9 protein-coding genes and 1 pseudogene are annotated in these 17731 nt (G+C 65.6%); 5 read left to right on the top strand and 5 right to left on the bottom strand.

Annotated elements, in window-relative coordinates; genetic code table 11:
* Positions 1-116: 116 nt before the first annotated feature.
* Both QM748_RS03685 and QM748_RS03690 read right to left on the bottom strand, forming a co-directional pair.
* Positions 117-404: a type II toxin-antitoxin system RelE/ParE family toxin gene (locus QM748_RS03685; RefSeq protein ID WP_415245700.1), complete on the bottom strand. Its 288-nt coding sequence runs from the start codon at positions 402-404 to the stop codon at positions 117-119.
* Positions 397-639, bottom strand: a complete 243-nt coding sequence (locus QM748_RS03690) for a type II toxin-antitoxin system ParD family antitoxin (protein WP_415245701.1) — start codon at positions 637-639, stop codon at positions 397-399. Before QM748_RS03690 ends, QM748_RS03685 begins: the two co-directional genes overlap by 8 nt.
* A gap of 326 nt (positions 640-965) precedes the next feature.
* Here QM748_RS03690 and QM748_RS03695 point away from each other — a divergent pair, with 326 nt between their 5' ends.
* Together QM748_RS03695 and QM748_RS03700 are read left to right on the top strand one after the other, a co-directional pair.
* Positions 966-5288 (top strand): autotransporter domain-containing protein, encoded by a 4323-nt coding sequence (locus QM748_RS03695; protein ID WP_415245702.1) that lies wholly within the window; start codon positions 966-968, stop codon positions 5286-5288.
* A gap of 69 nt (positions 5289-5357) precedes the next feature.
* Entirely contained in the window at positions 5358-10349 is a 4992-nt protein-coding gene (locus QM748_RS03700; RefSeq protein ID WP_415245703.1) for a sulfotransferase, read from the top strand.
* Between the two features lie 132 nt (positions 10350-10481).
* Here the strand turns inward: QM748_RS03700 and recJ are convergent, their stop codons facing one another.
* Together recJ and QM748_RS03710 are read right to left on the bottom strand one after the other, a co-directional pair.
* On the bottom strand, positions 10482-12182 hold the full coding sequence (gene recJ, locus QM748_RS03705) for a single-stranded-DNA-specific exonuclease RecJ (RefSeq protein ID WP_415245704.1): 1701 nt from the start codon (positions 12180-12182) through the stop codon (positions 10482-10484).
* Positions 12179-13256, bottom strand: a pseudogene (locus tag QM748_RS03710) (hypothetical protein). Before QM748_RS03710 ends, recJ begins: the two are co-directional and overlap by 4 nt.
* A gap of 176 nt (positions 13257-13432) precedes the next feature.
* On the opposite strand from QM748_RS03710, the gene QM748_RS03715 reads away from it, so the two are divergent.
* The 3 genes from QM748_RS03715 to QM748_RS03725 all read left to right on the top strand — a co-directional run bounded on the left by QM748_RS03715 (position 13433) and on the right by QM748_RS03725 (position 16682).
* On the top strand, positions 13433-13909 hold the full coding sequence (locus QM748_RS03715) for an antitoxin Xre/MbcA/ParS toxin-binding domain-containing protein (protein WP_415245705.1): 477 nt from the start codon (positions 13433-13435) through the stop codon (positions 13907-13909).
* Positions 13909-14409, top strand: a complete 501-nt coding sequence (locus QM748_RS03720) for an RES family NAD+ phosphorylase (protein ID WP_415245706.1) — start codon at positions 13909-13911, stop codon at positions 14407-14409. The genes QM748_RS03715 and QM748_RS03720 overlap by 1 nt, the downstream gene beginning before the upstream one ends.
* A 167-nt stretch (positions 14410-14576) precedes the next feature.
* Positions 14577-16682, top strand: coding sequence for a YgiQ family radical SAM protein (locus QM748_RS03725; RefSeq protein ID WP_415248013.1), 2106 nt, complete (start codon positions 14577-14579; stop codon positions 16680-16682).
* A 5-nt stretch (positions 16683-16687) separates the two neighbouring features.
* Here QM748_RS03725 and QM748_RS03730 read toward each other — a convergent pair whose 3' ends face one another.
* Positions 16688-17665: an SGNH/GDSL hydrolase family protein gene (locus QM748_RS03730; RefSeq protein ID WP_415245707.1), complete on the bottom strand. Its 978-nt coding sequence runs from the start codon at positions 17663-17665 to the stop codon at positions 16688-16690.
* Positions 17666-17731: the final 66 nt, after the last annotated feature.

Here is a 17731-nt window from a genome sequence, read left to right on the forward strand (position 1 = left end):
CGAGAGCCTCCGAATTCGGAGGCTCTTTTTCATCCAGCAACGGTGTCCGTTATCGGCCCGCTGCATCGAGGCCGCGCCGGGCATTGCCCGCGATGTGTGTTTGCGGCAGGTGCTTTCTACAGATGCCGCTCGGCATCCTGCCGCTGGTGCAGGATGCGGATGACGTCTAGGTGGTCGGCGTAGTCCAGGAAATACACGACATGCGAGCCACTGGGGTATTTCTGGACATCCGGCAGGACAGAGGGCCGGCCCTGCTTCGTGCCTGCGGCTAGCCCCTCGAAGGTCGCAACCAGGTTGCGGTGGTAGCTGTCGGCCTGTTCCATCGACCAGTGCCTGAGCGTGTAGAGCCAGATTTCTTCAAGATCGGCCTCGGCCAGCGGCGACAGCCGATAGGGCTTAACCATGCTGGGCGTGCATCCGGCTCAAAAAGGCCTCGCTGTCGAACGGGCGAGGTTCACCGGATTGACGGCCAGCATTCAGCGCTTCTTGTAAGGTCTTGAGCTTGGTTTCGTGTTCCTCCAGCAGTCGCAAACCGGCCCTGACGACATCGCTGGCGCTGCCGTAGCGTCCGGCCTGGACTTGGGCATCGATGAAGCTGGTGAAGTGCTGCCCGAGGGCAACGGATGTATTTCGGCGCATGGCGTTCTCCTTTCGATGTACCAATATATCGGAAAATATTGGTACATCGCCACTGCGACAGGCCGGTCGCGTCCTGCATGACTGACAACTCCCCCTACCTGTAGCGCCTGCGGCCGGGGGAGGCGTAGGCGGCGTCTTGTCCGGGAACGATAACGGGATATCAGTTCAGGGGGAGTGTCGATGCGATTGCCCTGAAAAACAGCACTGGGCTTCGTAAAACCGCCAGCATATTCGCGAATCATATATCCCCATGTGGTGCGGTTTGTGAAAATGCGACGGTTGAAAATGTGCTTCGGTGCGTACCGTAAAAATTTCAGGGGACTCAAATGAATCGTACCTATCGTCTGGTGTGGAGCTGCCGGCTCGGCGGCCTGGTGGCGGTGTCGGAAGCGACGCGCGGCCAGGGCAAGCATGGCGGCAAGGCGAAGGCAGTGCTTACGGCGGTGGCCGGTGCGCTGCTGGCGCTGGCTGGGGGGCAGGCGCTGGCGGCGGACTGCGGCGGATCGGTGACGACGGCCGTCACGACCGCCTGCGAGGTGCCCGATAACGGCAGCCTGAGCGTCAGCGGCAGCGGTTCGATCACTTACACCGGCTCGTCCTCCAATGCGGGCGGCGCCATCTTCGACGCCATCGTAAATGTCGGCAGCGTGTTCGGGAGCATCGTCAACTCCGGCACTCTGGATGTGTCCAATCCGGGCGATCAAATGGTACACAGCGGCATCCGCCTGGTTAACGCCAGCGGCCAGTCGATACTCAACCAGGGCTTGATCAACGCCGCCGACACCGGCGGCGGCGGTTACGGGATCCAGCTGGAAGACTCGACCCTGAGCGGCGGGATTGCGAACTCGGGGTCGATCACGGGTACCCACGGGATCACCATGGGCGGTGGCCAAGTTGCCAATATCCTCAATACCGGAGGTGTTTCCGTTTCGAGAATTGGGATCAACGTGGGTGCCACTTCGTCCAGTACGGTAACTGGCGATACAACGGTGACGGGTGGCATCACCAACACGGGGCGCATCGAATCGGGTTTGAGCGCGATAAGTATCGGTTCCGGGGTGACGATCGGCGGTGAGGTGCTCAATACGGGGAGCGTTTCTTCGACGGACGACAATGTCGTGACTGTCTTGTCGTCCGTGATCAACGGCAACATCAGGAACCAGGGCCGGATCAGCTACGAGGGGTCCAGCGAGCGCTTTTCCGGTCTTTTGCTTACCTACGCCACGGTTAACGGCAGCGTGATAAACGAGGGTCAGATCGAAAATACGCAAGGTTCGGCACATGCTTACGGGGTGTATCTGTTTAGCTCGACCATGTCCGGCGGAGTCGCGAATTCGGGCACGATTTCCGCGGCAGCGCAGGGCGGTTCGAGTGCTACGAGCGGCGTGGGTATCCGACTGGATAATTCGACGATATCGGGCGGGGTTATCAATAGCGGCCTGATCCGTGGGGGCAACCAGAGCAATACGGTGGGTTACGGCATCCATCTGTATAGCGCTGTGGTTGGCGGCATCACCAATTCGGGCACCGTGATCGGAGAAGGCTCTTCCGAGGGGGCCGGGGTTTTGGTCAATGACGGTTCGACGGTCAACGGCAACATTTACAACAGTGCTGCCGGGAAGATCGTCGGCGACCACTACGGCCTGTACCTCGATGGCAGCATACTGAACGGGGACATCGTCAACGCCGGCAGCATTTCCGTCGTCACCGGCGGTGGCGGCAGTAGCGATCACTATGGCGGCATCGTGGCGTATGGTACGGGCACGACTGTGAGCGGGCGGATCGTCAATAGCGGGACGATCACCGTCAGCGATGGGGCTGCCGGCATCATGGTCGAGTCCGCGTCGGTTACCTCGGGGATAAGCAATGCGGGCACGATCAGCGTGGGAAGCGGAGGCAGCAGCGGTGGTGCCGCTGGCATAGATATCGCAAAAGCCACGGTGGACGGCGGCTTGACCAACAGCGGTACGATCATTGCATCTGCTGGCTATGCCACCGGGGTATATATTCACAGCAGCTCAACTCTGAGCGGCGGCCTGAGCAATAGCGGCCTGATTCAAGGCAGTGGCTACGGCGTTGATGTTTACGGTGGTTCAGTTCTGAACGATGGGCTCCGCAATACCGGCACCATTACCGGCGGTAACTACGGAGTCTATGTATCCGGAACGATCACGGGCGGGTTGAGCAACAGCGGCGGCGGGATTATCAGTGGTGGTTCTGCTGGTGGTGCTGCTGGTGGTGTGGTGCTGACGAGTGGTGCGACGATTGTCGGTGGACTGACCAACGGCGGGACGATCATTGGTGCTGGTACTACCACTGCTGGTGTCGGCGTGCGGAATACCAGTATGATCACCGGCGGTTTGACCAATACGGGCTTGATCAGCGGTGGTTCCACCGGGGTTTTCGTTTATTATTCGAGCGAACTTGTTGGCGGTTTGACCAACAGCGGGACGATCGTCGGTGGTGATGACGGTATCCGTGTGGAGTCCTCTAGTTCGATTAGCGGTGGTCTGATCAATGCTGGGACGATCATCGGTGGTGATTACGGTATTCGTGTGGAGTCCGCCAGTTTGATTAGCGGCGGTCTGACCAACACTGGCAAGATCATCGGTGGTGATCACGGTATTCGTGTGGAGTCCTCCAGTTTGATCAGCGATGGTCTGATCAATGCTGGGACGATCATCGGCGGTGATGACGGTATTCTTGTTGAGTCAACGAGTACGCTTGCTGGGGGCTTGATCAACAGCGGCACGATCAGTTCCGGCAGGGACGGTGTTCATGTTTCGACGTCGAGCACGCTGACCGGCGGGCTGATGAACAGCGGCACGATCTCCGCTGCGGACGACGGCATCTATCTGGGCACCAGCAGCCAGATCGACAGCATCACCAACACCAACCTGGTTTCGGGCGGCAACTATTCGCTGCGTTTGAGGAATACCGCCAATCCCCTCGTTGTCGACAACAGCGGCACCTTGCAGGGTGATGCGATGATCGGCATCAACACCCTGAACCTGAACGGCGGCACGGCGCGGGTGATCGGTGATGTTTCGGGTACCGGCGCCGTGAATGTGAATGGCACCTTCAGCAGCGAAGGCACGATGAACGTCGGCCAGATCGGCATTGCCAGCGGGGCGGTGTTCAACCTCAACCACGATGTGGCGTCGTCGTCCGCGGCCTTCGGCAACGGCGGCACGCTGAACGTGGGCATGAACGCGCCGACGGTCACGGGCGACTACACGCAAGCGTCGAACGGCATCTTCAGCCTGTGGCTGGCTGGCGCCACGCCCGGCACCTATGGCCAGCTCAACGTCAGCGGCGCGGCGACGCTGGCCTCGGGCGCGGAAGTGAACGTGAACGTGCAGGGTCGTCCGGCGATCAGCATGAACACGGTCATCGAAGGCGTGATCGCGGCAAGTTCGCTCACCGTCACGCCGGGCGACCTGCGCGTCACCGACAACAGCGCGCTGTACAACTTCACGGCCTCGACTGCGCGCAATGCGAACGAACTCGACCTGATCACGGAAGTGGATCCGGAAGGGATCATCAACGCTGTCGCACCGGTCACGCCGGCCGGCATCGGCGCGGCGCGCGAATTGCAGCGCCAGCTCAACGAGGACGACGTCTCGCCCGGCATGGCACCGGTGTTCGACAAGCTGGGGACGATGGACGAACAGCAGATCGCCAACGCGGTCACGCAGATGCTGCCGTCGCTGCTCGGGGCCGGCCCGCAGGCGATGACCAACGCGCTGCACAGCATGAACAAGGTGATCCAGTCGCGGGTGGAATCGAACCAGGGCCTGTCCTCGGGCAACGGCGCGGCCGACCAGTACCTGTGGGTGCGGGCGTTCGGCAACGAAGGCAAGCAGGAGAACCATCGCCGCGTGTCCGGGTTCAAGTCCGACACGACCGGTCTGGTGATCGGGATCGATGCGCCGGTGAACGACCGTGTTCGCGCCGGCCTGGCCTTCACCTACGCGGACAGCGACGTGAAGAGCAACTCGCGCATCGCGCCGAGCAAGGTCGAAGTCAACACCTATGAAGTGGTCGGCTACGCCAGCTACAACGTGGCCCCGAATACCGACATCAACGTCCAGTTGGACGTCGGGCAGAACAAGCTCGAGAGCCGCCGGCACATCGGCTTCATGGGCAGCACGGCGAAGGCGGACTTCGACAGCCTGACCTGGCACGGCAGTGTGGGGATCGGGCATACGCTGGAGGCGGGCGCCAAGACGATGGTGACGCCGTCGGTGCGGGTGGACTACACGCGGATGCGCACGGAAGGCTACACGGAGAAGGGCGCCGGGCCGCTGAACCTGAAGGTGTCGGGCAATACCTACCGGGAGTTCCTGCTGTTCGGTGACGTGAAGTTCGTGCATCAGCTGACGGACAGCGTGAAGCTGCTGGGGAACGCCGGGGTGGGCTATGACTTCATCAACCAGCAGGCGAAGACGGCCTCGCTCTTCACGGGGGGCGGATCGTCGTTCGTGACGCGGGGGCTGGAGGTGTCGCCGTGGGTGTATCGCGCCGGGCTGGGCCTGACCAAGGAGGACCAGCGCGGGGTGGAATACTCGGTGCGCTATGATGGCGAGGGCCGCAGTTCGGGCTACACCAACCACACCCTGTCGGCCCGCGTCCGCTGGGCGTTCTGATCGACGGGAACCGGCCGGCGCCATGGATCACTCCGTGGCGCCGGACTCGTTTATGGATGTGAGTACGCTTTGAACGAACAAGCATTGCGGGCTGCCGTGCAGTCCAACCCCAATGACCACGCGGCCTGGCATGCCCTTGGGCTGCTGGCTTTCGAGCGCGGCGACCTGCCGCTGGCCGTGCAGTGCCTGGAAGCGGCCACCGCCATCGATGGCAGGATCGGACTTTACGTCAGGAATCTCGGCGAGATGCACCGCCGGGCCGGCGCTCTGGACAAGGCCGTGGCCGCCGGCCGCAAGGCGGTGAAGCTGCTGCCGGGGGATGTCGATGCCCTGTACAACCTGGCGCTGGCGCTCTCCGACGCCGGCCGGCAGGAAGAGGCGATCAAGACTTACCGGCGGGTATTGCAGATCAACGAGCGGCACAACCTTGCCTGGAACAACCTGGGCAGCGTGCTGGAGCAGCGCGAGGATAAGGCGGCCGCGCTGGCGGCCTATGAACGGGCCGTTGCCATCGCCCCGGGCCATGCCGAGGCGCAGAACAACACCGGGGCGATCTACAGCGAGCAGGGCCGGCTGGACGATGCGCGCGAGGCCTTCGGCAAGGCCATTGCGGCGCGCCCCGATTTCGTCGAGGCGCATTACAACCTGTCGTCCCTGAAGAAATACACCCAGGACGATCCGCACCTGGCGATGCTGGAGGAAATCTCCGGGCGCGCTTCGGCGCTGCCGGCCGCCATGCGTATCCGCCACGCTTTCGCCCTGGGCAAGGCGCTGGACGATATCGGCCAATTCGACCGGGCATTTGCCGCCTACGACACGGGGAACCGGCTGCAACACGCCATGCAGCCGATGGACGAAGCGGCGGCGGATGAGATGCTGCGCGCGATCATCTCCACCTTCGACGAAGAATTCTTCGCCGAACGGCAGACCTGGCAGGGAGCCGCCGATGCGCGGCGCACGCCGGTGTTCATCGTCGGCATGCCGCGCTCCGGGACGACCCTGCTCGAACAGATTCTGTGTAGCCATCCCGATGTCTACGGCGCGGGCGAGCTGACCGACCTGAACACGGCGGTCATGCAGGCGACTGGCAAGAAAAATGCAAAACCCTTTCCGGCCGGCGTCACCCTGCTCGGCGAGGAAGATTTGCGGGCGCTCGGCGAGGCTTATCTGGCCAGCGCCTGGCGGCATGCGCCGGAGCGGCGTTTCATCACCGACAAGATGCCGGCCAATTTCTTCTACCTCGGTCTGATCCATCTGGCGCTGCCGCACGCGAAGATCATCCACGCCATGCGCGATCCGATGGATTCGTGCTTTTCGTGTTTCTCGCGGCTGTTCAACGACACCATGGCCTTTGCCTACGATCAGGGCACGCTGGGCCGTTATTACGTGCGCTATATGACCCTGATGCGCCACTGGCGCCGGGTGCTGCCGGCCGGCACGATCCTCGATCTGCCTTACGAGGAGATGGTGGCCGACACGGAAGGGCAGGCGCGGCGCGTGCTCGAATTCGCCGGCTTGCCGTGGGATGACCGCTGCCTGCGCTTCCATGAGAATCAGCGTCTGGTGAAAACGGCCAGCGTGGCGCAGGTCAGACGGCCGATCTATACGAGTTCGCTGGCGCGCTGGAAGCATTTCGCCCGCCATCTGCGCCCCTTGTTCGAGATCGTCCGGGAATTCCGGCCGCAGGACGGCGCCGAGGCGTTGTTTACCCAGCCTGCGCCGGAAGCCCCGGAGCAACTGCATGACCTGGGGATCGCGCGCTATCGCGAGGAGCGGCTCGACGAGGCGCTGGCGCTCTACGACCGGGCGCTGGCGCTGCGTCCCGACTTTCCGGCGGCGTTGAACAGCCGCGGTTTCGTGCTGCAGGACATGGACCGGATGGACGAGGCCGCGCGCGATTTCGCGCGCGCCGTCGAGCTGGCGCCGGACATGGCGATGGCGCGCCTGAATCTGGGCATGGCCCAGCTCAAGCTGGGTGATTGGGCGGCTGGTTGGGAGAACTACGAAGCGCGCTGGACGGGATCGGCCGAGGCTGGTGCCGGCAAGTTCAAGCGGCTGCCATGCCCGCTGCCTGTCTGGCGCGGCGAGGCGGGCACGAAGAACAAGCGTTTGCTGCTCGTTACCGAACAGGGCTTCGGCGACACGTTCCAGATGCTTCGTTTCCTGCCCGTGCTGGCGGAACGTTTCGCCCGGATCGGTTTTGCCTGCTCACCGCCGACCCAGCGCCTGATCGAATGGAGCTTCCCCGAAATCCTGATGACGCTGACCCGGATGCCGCCTGTGGATGCCGCCGGGCAGGATTGGGATTTCCAGTGCGCGCTGATGTCCCTGCCCGGTGCCTTGCAGATTCGTCCCGACACGGTTCCGGCAGAGGTTCCCTACCTGAAGGTGCCGCCCAAGGTGGCGCAACACTGGCGGGAGCGGCTGGAATCCGCCGCCCCCGGCCGCCTGCGGGTGGGCATTGCCTGGGCTGGCCGCCGGGAGCATCAGAGCGACAAACGGCGCAGCGTGCCTTTCGAGCGCCTGATTCCGCTGTTGGCGGGCGATGCGCGGGTGACCTGGGTGTGCCTGCAAAAGTGGGCGCCGCAGGAGACGCCGCCGGCGATTCCCGCCGGAGTCGACTGGCTGGACTGGACGGCCGAGTTGAGCGATTTCGGCGATACGGCCGCATTGCTGGGCGAACTCGATCTGGTCATCAGCGTCGATTCGGCGCTGGTGCATCTGGCCGGTGCCCTGGGTCGTCCGGTGTGGATGCTCGACCGTTTCGACAACGAATGGCGCTGGCTGCGCCAGCGGACGGACAGTCCGTGGTATCCGAGCCTGCGGATTTTCCGGCAACGGGCTTTCGGCGACTGGGATTCAGCCTTGCAGCCTTTGCGCGAAGCCTTGTCCGCGCTCCCTATGCCGCGCCCGCTCGAGGCGCCGCGGCCACGCCGGGCGCCGGCTTTGTCCGCTGGCACGCCGGATGCCGCGCCGGCGGGTCAGGGAGGCCAGATGCTGACGCCGGAGCAGGCCATGCAGCGGGCGGCGCAGTTGCAGACGGCCGGGCGCCTGCCGGAGGCGGAGCAGTTGCTCCGGCAGATCCTGCAGGGGCAGCCGGAGCACCCGCATGCGCTGCATCTGCTGGGGGTCGTCGCCTATCAGGCGGGCCATGCCGCGCGCGGCATGGCATTGATCGACAAGGCCATCGGGCTGGCCCCGAACGTTCCGCTGTTTTTCAGCAATCTAGGCGAGATGTGCCGCCAGCAGGGACAGATCGAGCGTGCGCTTGCGCTGGCCGAGCGTGCCACCGAACAGGATGCTTCGGCGGCCGCCGCCTGGTCGAATCTCGGTCTGGCCTGTTTCGACGCCGGGCAGCACGCGCGGGCGGAAAGCTGCCACGCAAGGGCGCTGGCGCTGGCGCCCGGGCTGGTGCAGTCCTTGAACAACATGGGCAGCCTGCTGCGCGTGCGCAAGGACAAGCCGGCGGCCATCGAGTGGTATCGGAAGGCGCTGGCGGTGGACTCGAGCTATCTGGAAGCCTTGTCCAATCTCGGCGCGGTGCTGGTCGAGGACAGCCGGCACGACGAAGCCATCGAGCCGCTGGAGCGGGCGCTGACGCTGCGCCCGGATTACCCGGAGGCGCTGTGCAATCTGGGGCTGGCGCGTTTCCGGCAGGAGCGCAACGAGGAGGCGACGAGCCTGTTGCAACGCTCCCTGCAACTGCGCCCGGAGTACCCCGAGGCCCTGGTCGGGCTGGCCATGGTTCTTCATCAGGAAGGGCGCGTCGAGGAAGCCATCGGCCTGCTGCGAAAGGCCGCCGCGGTGGCGCCGGACAACGTCAATGCCTGGGTCTGGCTCGGGTCGTCGCTGGTTGAAACCGACCAGCCCGAAGCTGCCGAGGCCGCTTACATGGAGGCGCTGCGGTTGGACGAGGAGAACGTCGACGGCCTGGCCGGCCTGGGCAATCTGCGCGTCGAGCAGGGCCGGCTCGACGAGGCGGAAAGCTGGCTCAAGCGGGCGCTGTCGATCGATCCCGACAACCTCGGGGCGCATTTCCAGATGGTGCAGATGCGCCGGGTGCAGCCTGACAACGTGCACGTGGATTGGCTCCTGAACCATCTGCCGTCGGAAGAAGGCCATAACAAGCGCATCTCCCTGCATTACGCCCTGGGCAAGGCCTACGACGATTTGAAGTGCTGGGATCAGGCCTTCCCCCATTTTCTCGAAGGCGCCCGCCTGAAGCGGAGCAAGCTGGATTACGACCCGCTGCTCGATCAGGAGCGGGTCGAGCGGATCATGCGCTGTATCGACAAGGCTTTCATCGAGCGTCACTGGGGCGGCGGCCACGTTTCCGAGGTGCCGATCCTGGTGCTTGGCATGCCGCGCTCGGGAACCACGCTGACGGAACAGATTCTGGCCAGCCATCCCGATGTTTTCGGGGCCGGTGAATTGCGCGATTTGTTGAGCGTTTGCCAGTCGTCGTCGAACGATGTTCCCTTTCCTGAGAATCTCGCAGGTGTCGACGGCGAAGCGCTGAGCGGCTGGGGCAGGGAATACGTGGAAAGATTGCAAAGGCGCGCGCCAGACGCCCGCCGGATCACCGACAAGATGCCGGGGAATTATCTGGTGCTCGGCCTGATTCCCCTGATGCTGCCGAAGGCCAGGATCGTTCATGTCCGCCGCAATCCGGTGGATACGTGCGTGTCCTGCTTCACGCGCCTGTTCAACCGCCATCAGGAGGCAACCTACGATCTGGCTGAATTGGGCCGGCACTACGCCATGTACGCCCGCCTGATGGCGCATTGGCGGGCGGTTCTGCCGGCCGGCAGCTTCCTGGAGGTGCAGTACGAGGAGGTGGTGGCCGATCTTCCAGGGCAGGCACGCCGCCTGCTGGATTTCGCCGGACTGCCCTGGAACGATGCCTGCCTGGACTTCCACAAGACCGAAAGAAGCGTCAGGACGGCAAGCGTGACCCAGGTTCGCCAGCCGATCTACAAGAGTTCGGTGGCGCGCTGGAAGCACTACGAGCACTATCTTGGGCCTTTGCTCGAGGCGTTGGGAGAGTACGCCGACGTGTGAGGGTGATGGATGCCGGCATGATCGTCATGGCCGCGCCATCATCCCTTTCCGGGCCGAGCGGGAAATGGCGAGGGAATGGGTTAACCCGTCAATGAAAGGGGCCGCCCGTTTGCCTTGCGGGGACTCCGGCGCTCAGGCCGCCTCGAAGTGCTCCAGCATCAACTGCACGCTCGACACGCCGTTGTATTCGTTGACGCCCAGCCGGTAGGCGGCGTGGATCTGGCCGGCGGCGCCGTCGGCATGGTTGAAGCGGATCGCTTCGTAGCGGGTGCTGCCGCGCGACAGTTCGAGCTTGAGGTGTTTGTCCTTCAGCACGCGCTGGCGCTCGACGCGGAAGACGTCGTCGAAAACCGGTTGCGGGAAGCCCTGGCCCCAGATTTCGTTTTCGAGCATGCGCACCGCGTCGAGGGCGAAATAACCGGGCTCGAGGCTGCCGTCGGTGTCGATGCGGTGTTCGAGCTGGGCGGGGTCCAGCAGTCCGCCGACGACTTCCTCGAAGGCTTCGTCGAAGCGGCGCAGGTCGGCTTCGCGGATGGTGAGGCCGGCGGCCATGGCGTGGCCGCCGAAGCGCGCGATCAGGTCTGGGTGGCGCTTGGTGACGAGGTCGAGCGCGTCGCGCAGGTGCAGGCCGGGGATCGAGCGGCCGGAGCCTTTCAGTTCGCCGTTGCTGCTGCGGGCGAAGGCAATGGTCGGGCGGTGCAGTCTTTCCTTGATGCGGCTGGCGACGAGGCCGATCACGCCCTGGTGCCAGTCGGGTTCGAACAGCGCGATGGTGGCGCGGCTGCCGGCGCTGATCCCGCCGTTGCCGGCGAGGCGGGCGAGCGCTTCTTCCTGCATGCCGGCTTCGATGCTGCGGCGCTCGCGGTTGAGCCGGTCGAGCTCCTGGGCAATCTGCATGGCGCGGCCGGCGTCGTCGGTGATCAGGCATTCGATGCCCAGGCTCATGTCCGACAGCCGGCCGGCGGCGTTCAGGCGCGGACCGATCATGAAGCCGAGGTCGGTGGTGCTGGCGCGCGCCGGGTCGCGGCCGGCGAGCGAGAACAGTGCGCGGATGCCGGGCTGCAGGCGGCCGGCGCGCATGCGGGCGAGGCCCTGGGCGACGAGGATGCGGTTATTGCGGTCGAGCTTGACGACGTCGGCGACGGTGCCGAGGGCGACGAGGTCGAGCAGGTCGGCGAGGTTGGGTTCCTTGCCGCCGGCGAAGGCGCCGCGTTCGCGCAGCTCGGCGCGCAGCGCGAGCATGGTGTAGAACATGACGCCGACGCCAGCCAGCGCCTTGCTGGGGAAGTCGCAGCCGGGCTGGTTGGGATTGACGATGACGTCGGCGTCGGGCAGTTCGTCGCCCGGCAGGTGGTGGTCGGTGACCAGCGTCGCCATGCCGTGCGCACGCGCGGCGGCGATGCCTTCGACGCTGGCGATACCGTTGTCGACGGTGATCAGCATGTCGGGTTCGAGCCGCGCGGCGATCTCGACCATTGCCGGGGTCAGGCCGTAGCCGAGGGTGACGCGGTCCGGCACCAGGTAATGCACGTCGGCGCCGAAGGCGCGCAGCGCGCGCATGCCGACGGCACAGGCGGTGGCGCCGTCGCAGTCGTAGTCGGCGACGATGACCATGCGTGCGCCGGCTTCGATGGCGTCGGCCAGCAGTTGCGCGGCTTCGCCGGTGCCGGTGAGGGCTTCGGGCGGCAGCAGGTGCTTGAGGCTGGTGTCGAGCTCGTCGGCGCGGCTGATGCCGCGGGCGGCGTAGAGGCGGGCGAGCAGCGGGTGCAGGCCGGCGTCGGCGAGGCGGCCGAATGCCTGCTGCGGGATGGGGCGGGACTGGATGCGGGTCATCGGTCGGTCGGGGAAGACGTGGGCGGCGGCGCAGTCGGAAGATCCGGTGGCGGCGGCGCGATGGATTTCAGCAGGGCGTCGAAGGCGTAGGGTTTGCGCCAGAACTTCCAGCGCTCGGCGCTGCGCACCTCGACGTCCAGCGTGCCGCGGTCGCTCGGTGCGCAAAGGCGCAGGGTCTTCACGCGGCCGTCCTGCACCGCGGCGGCCAGCAGTGCGAACCAGTCGCGCTCGATAGCCTGCAAGCCTTTGCGCCAGGCGTCGAGGTCGAGCTGCTGCGAGGGCTTGCGCAGTGTATCGAGCACGACCAGGGTGTCCTGGCGCAAGGCCTGGGCGAGATCGGGGGCGCTTGCCGGTACGTTTGCCGCACGGGCGAGGCCGAGGCTGAGCGGATCGGTGGCCTGAACCGCCTTGGCGGGCGCGCGAGGGCTGGTCTGCGGGTCGCCGGCACCCCATAGCCACAGGCTGTTCGACGGCACGTCCGCCCGCATTTTCACGCGCGCGGCTGGAGGCATGGTTGTGCAGCACGATCTGGGCTTCGTTCATGGTGCGCTGCCACAGCCGGGCGTCCTCGCCTTCGGGCAGGAAGTGCTTCACCGGCCGGCCGACGACGTCGTCCAGCGGATAAAGCGTGCTGCGGGTGGGCTTGTCGAGCCGCAGGTACCAGCGCGTCGGTGTACAGGCCTCGAAGTGGCCGAGGTCGGCAAACACTTCGTTCAGTGCGGCGACCAGCCCGCGGGCTTCGTCCGTCGTGAGTTCGCCGTCGGCGAAGGCGTACAGCAGCAGGTGTTCGCGGGCAAAGGAGAGGTTGACCGGATCGGCGCACAGCCAGTGGCTGCCGGGCGCTGGCTCCGCGGCATCCGTTTCGCCCAGGCGGCGCAGCATGCCCAACGGCAGCGCATGACCGTCCAGGCCGAACAGGCGGGCGAGTTGCCGGTCGTAGGGTTCGAATTCGCGGACCTGGCGCCGTCCGCGGCCGAGCAGCGTGGAAAGACCGTCCAGTGCAAGCCCGGAGGCCGGACCGAGCAAGGTGGCAGCGGGCCACAACAGGCCGGGAATCAGGAGCTGGATCTGCATCGGAGGCGCATGGATGAAAGCCGCGCGAGTCTAGCATGAGGCCGTTCCACGGCGCGGGCGCAGGCGGTGAAACGGCTTGGTGTTGATGGGGCAGGCGTTGGAGAGACTTGACAATCGGGCATGATGGGTGTTCACTTGATCGAAATCAGTCGATCAAGTGATCAAAGGTGGGAGCCGTGAGCAAGTTGAAGACTCTGCATGCCGCCCGTGAGCCTGGCGCCGCGTATGCGCTGGCCCACACGCCCTCAGGCGCCAGTATCGAGCACTACCTGCATGCCAAGTCCGCGCTCGAACGCGACCACATGGTACGCGAAGGCTTCGAGGTCGGTTCGCTGGACAGTTTTGCCAATCGTTTCGGCCGCAGCGGCCGCAGCCTGGCGCAATTGCTCGGCGTGGCACCCGCCACCTATGACCGCCGTGTGCGCGAGGGCAAGCCGCTGTCGCAGGATGATTCCGACCGGGTGGCGCGGCTGATAGACGTCGAGCGTGCGGCTGCACGGGTGTTCGGCGATGAAGGTGCCGCACGGGAATGGCTCGCGGCACCGGTGCCGGTCCTCGGTGGTGCGGTGCCGATCGAACTGCTCGCCACCACGCCCGGCCATCAGGCAGTCATCAATGCGCTGCGCCGGATCATGGCGGGGACCGCGGCCTGATGGCCATTCTGTGGCGGCTGGCGCAGGACTGGATCGACTTCGACACCGGCATGGTGTTGTGTGCGGCGGAGGATTTCAACTGCGCCGGCAATGGCGCGGGAACGGTGGGAGGGCGCTGGAACAGTGTCGGCACGCCGGTGATCTATCTGGCGGACAGCCTGGCACTGGCGCAGCTCGAAAAGCGTGTCCATACGCCATACCAGCCGCCGTGCGGCATGGTCGCGGTGGAGGTGGGGCTGTCTGCAGCCTTGCTGGCGGCGGCGCATGTCGTTGAGCCCCCTGCGGGCTGGGACGCAACCAATGTGGATTGGTCGGTCGGCAGTACCGAAAGCCAGGCGCTGGGTGACGAGTGGGTGAAGGAGGGCGCCACGCTGCTCATGCGGGTACCTTCGGTGGTGGTGCCGGTGGGCTGGAACTACCTGCTGAATCCGGCCCACCCCGACATGCGCAAGGTGCGTACTCGACGCATCGCCCACAGGCCCGACCCCCGCCTCTGGTAACACTCGCGGACGAGCAGGCTCGGGCAGGCATCGATACAATGGCGCCCATCATGAGTCAAAAGCCAGTTTCCGAAGCCGGATCAACGGTTTCCTGTTCGCTGTCCAGTCCGGTTTCCAGCCTGCTCGACGGTGCTGTTCCCGGCTACCGTGCCGCCCCTTTCCTGCCGATGTCGCGCAAGGAGATGGACGCGCTCGGCTGGGATGCCTGTGACGTCATCCTCGTTACCGGTGACGCCTACATCGACCATCCCAGCTTCGGCATGGCGCTGGTCGGCCGCCTGCTCGAAGCCCACGGTTTCCGCGTCGGCATCATCAGCCAGCCGGACTGGCAGTCGGCCGAGCCTTTCCGCGCGCTGGGCAAGCCGGAGCTGTACTTCGGCATCACCGCCGGCAACATGGATTCGCTGGTCAATCGCTATACCGCCGACCGCAAGATCCGCTCCGACGACGCCTACACGCCGAATGCCGAAGCCGGCAGGCGCCCCGACCGCGCGGTGACGGTGTACGCCCAGCGCGCCCGCGAGGCCTTCCCCGACGCCAACATCGTCATCGGCAGCATCGAGGCCAGCCTGCGCCGCATCGCGCATTACGACTACTGGTCGGACAAGGTGCGGCGCTCGGTGCTGCCTGACTCCAAGGCCGACATCCTGCTGTTCGGCAATGCCGAGCGTGCACTGGTGGCGCTGACGAAGCGGCTGGCAGCGGGCGAGCCGATCGAGGACATCCACGACCTGCGCGGCACCGCCTTCATGGCCAAGCCGGGCTGGCGGCCGTCGGCGGCTTGGCACGAGACGGATTCGCTGGCGCTCGACCGCCCGGGCCGCATCGACGCCCATCCCGACCCCTATGCGATGGAACCGGCTGCCGCCGCGCCCAAACCCGCCGCCGATGGCGCCCAGCCGGTGCGCATCGTGCCGGCGGCCGAGCGTGTCGCCGCCCGCCGCGCCGACCGCGCACATACCGTGATCCGCCTGCCGTCCTTCGAGCAGGTCAAGGACGACGCGGTGCTGTACGCCCACGCTTCCCGGGTGTTCCACCTCGAATCGAACCCCGGTAATGCCCGCGCGCTGGTGCAGTGCCACGGCGAAGGCCCGGGCGCGCGCGACGTCTGGATCAACCCGCCGCCCCAGCCGCTGAGCACGCCCGAGATGGACTTCGTCTATGACCGGCCCTATGCCCGCGCGCCGCATCCGGCCTATGGCGGTGCGCGCATCCCGGCCTGGGACATGATCAAGTTCTCGATCAACATCATGCGCGGCTGTTTCGGCGGCTGTACCTTCTGCTCGATCACCGAGCACGAAGGCCGCATCATCCAGAGCCGCTCGCACGAGTCGATCCTGCGCGAGATCGAGGACATCCGCGACCATTCGCCCGACTTCAAGGGCCACATCACCGATCTCGGCGGCCCTACCGCCAACATGTACCGCATGGCCTGCAAGAGCAAGGCGATCGAGGAAAACTGCCGTCGTTTGTCCTGCGTGTATCCGGGCATCTGCGAGAACCTGAACACCGATCACTCCTCGCTGGTCGAGCTGTACCGCAAGGCGAGGGCGCTGCCCGGCGTCAAGCGCATCACCATCGGCTCCGGGCTGCGCTACGACCTCGCCGTGCGTTCGCCCGAGTACGTCAAGGAACTGGTCACGCACCACGTCAGCGGCCTGCTCAAGATCGCCCCCGAGCACACCGAGGAGAACACCCTCTCCAAGATGATGAAGCCGGGCATCGGCGCCTACGAGGAGTTCCGCCGCATGTTCGAGAAGTTCTCGGCGCAGGCGGGCAAGAAGCAGCATCTGGTGCCGTACTTCATCGCCGCCCACCCCGGCACCACCGACGAGGACATGCTGAACCTGGCGCTGTGGCTGAAGAAGAACAACTTCCGCCTCGACCAGGTGCAGACCTTCATGCCCACGCCGATGGCGCTGGCGACGACGATGTACCACTCGCGCAAGAACCCGCTGAAGAAGGTGTCGGCGGACTCGGAAACGGTCGAGACTGCGCGCGCGGGCAAGATCCGCAAGCTGCACAAGGCCTTCCTGCGCTGGCACGACCCCGAGAACTGGCCGATCCTGCGCGAGGGCCTGATGCGCATGGGGCGTGCCGACCTGATCGGCAACGGGCCGAACTGCCTGGTACCGCGCCAGCAGCCCGCGCAGGTGGTGGCGAAGGGCGCGCGACCGCCCGCTGCACCGCGCGCGCCGGCCGATGGCCGGGCGCCTGGTGCTCGCAAGAGCGGCATGCCGGCGGCGAAGCGTGCGCCGAGGCCAGCCCGCTGATCCGTTCATTGCGAACGGCGGCGCACCAGCAGCACGCCTGCAAGCGCCGCCAGCAGCAGCGCAGCCGTCGGCGGTTCGGGGACGGCGAGAGCGGCGAGGAAACGGTCCGCGAGCAGGCGGTGGCCCGTGGTGGTGGGGTGGACGCCGTCGAGGAACAGGGCGCCTTCGCAGCCAGCAGGCGAGAATATGCAAGGCGTGGTGACGTCGGTGAAGCCGAAGGCGCCGGGATCTGAAATGATTTCGTCGAAGGCGGCGGCGGTATCGAAGGACATCAAGCGCAATCCGCCGGGTATGCCCGGGACGGAGCCGCTGCGGGCGAGATCGAGCGTGCCGGCGAGGGCTTCGTTGAAGCTGCGCGAAAGCACGTCGAGCGCTGCCTGCTGCTGCAAGTTCAGGCTGAGTCCGAATGGGGTCCGTGACAGATTCGGCATGTTCGGCACGAGAATGTCCGTTGCTCCGGCACCGGTGAGCAGCCCGATCGAGGTGATCAGATTCGAGACTGCGGTGCGGGCCGCAGCGGCGAGATCGGTGCCGGTGCCGAGGGCGAGGAAGAAGTCGTTGGGTGCGGCCCACAGCATGAACAGCGAGCTTGCCGGATCGAAGGCTGGCGCACCACCGACGAAACCCGCGACCTGAGCCAGTGTTCCGCTCTGGCCAAGTGCGGGCGGCAGCGGCTGCGGAGACGAAATCTCGTAGTTGTAGTTCTGCGTTCCGGTGGTGGCACCGCCGACGGCGAAGTTGGTGCCGCCGGCCGCCGAGGGCTGCAGATCGATGCCGAGCCGGCCGGCGAGACGTTCGGCGGCGGTGGGGCCGTCGGAGAACCGTCCCGCATAAGGAGGAGAGGCAGGCCAGCTACCTCCGCTGAGGGCGTAGGCATTGCCGTTGTCGGACAGGCTGTCGCCGAACACGTACATCGAGGTGTAGGCGGCGTGGCCCAGCGGTGCGAACAGCAGGCTTGCAGCGAACAGCAGGATACGGATCATGGTCGTTCTCCTTGGCGAGGCGGTCGGATTCGATGCTTGGCTCGTGCCCCTTGAGCTTGGCTTCCT

The organism is Thauera sp. (genome assembly GCF_047601425.1).
In the GTDB taxonomy this organism is placed as follows: Bacteria; Pseudomonadota; Gammaproteobacteria; order Burkholderiales; family Rhodocyclaceae; genus Thauera.

What these genes read in the sequence shown, in the direction of transcription:
- QM748_RS03685 (WP_415245700.1), bottom strand. Translation starts at nt 404, where the DNA reads ATGGTTAAGCCCTATCGGCTGTCGCCGCTGGCCGAGGCCGATCTTGAA.
- QM748_RS03690 (WP_415245701.1), bottom strand. Translation starts at nt 639, where the DNA reads ATGCGCCGAAATACATCCGTTGCCCTCGGGCAGCACTTCACCAGCTTC.
- QM748_RS03695 (WP_415245702.1), top strand. Translation starts at nt 966, where the DNA reads ATGAATCGTACCTATCGTCTGGTGTGGAGCTGCCGGCTCGGCGGCCTG.
- recJ (WP_415245704.1), bottom strand. Translation starts at nt 12,182, where the DNA reads ATGACCCGCATCCAGTCCCGCCCCATCCCGCAGCAGGCATTCGGCCGC.
- QM748_RS03720 (WP_415245706.1), top strand. Translation starts at nt 13,909, where the DNA reads ATGGCCATTCTGTGGCGGCTGGCGCAGGACTGGATCGACTTCGACACC.
- QM748_RS03725 (WP_415248013.1), top strand. Translation starts at nt 14,577, where the DNA reads ATGTCGCGCAAGGAGATGGACGCGCTCGGCTGGGATGCCTGTGACGTC.
- QM748_RS03730 (WP_415245707.1), bottom strand. Translation starts at nt 17,665, where the DNA reads ATGATCCGTATCCTGCTGTTCGCTGCAAGCCTGCTGTTCGCACCGCTG.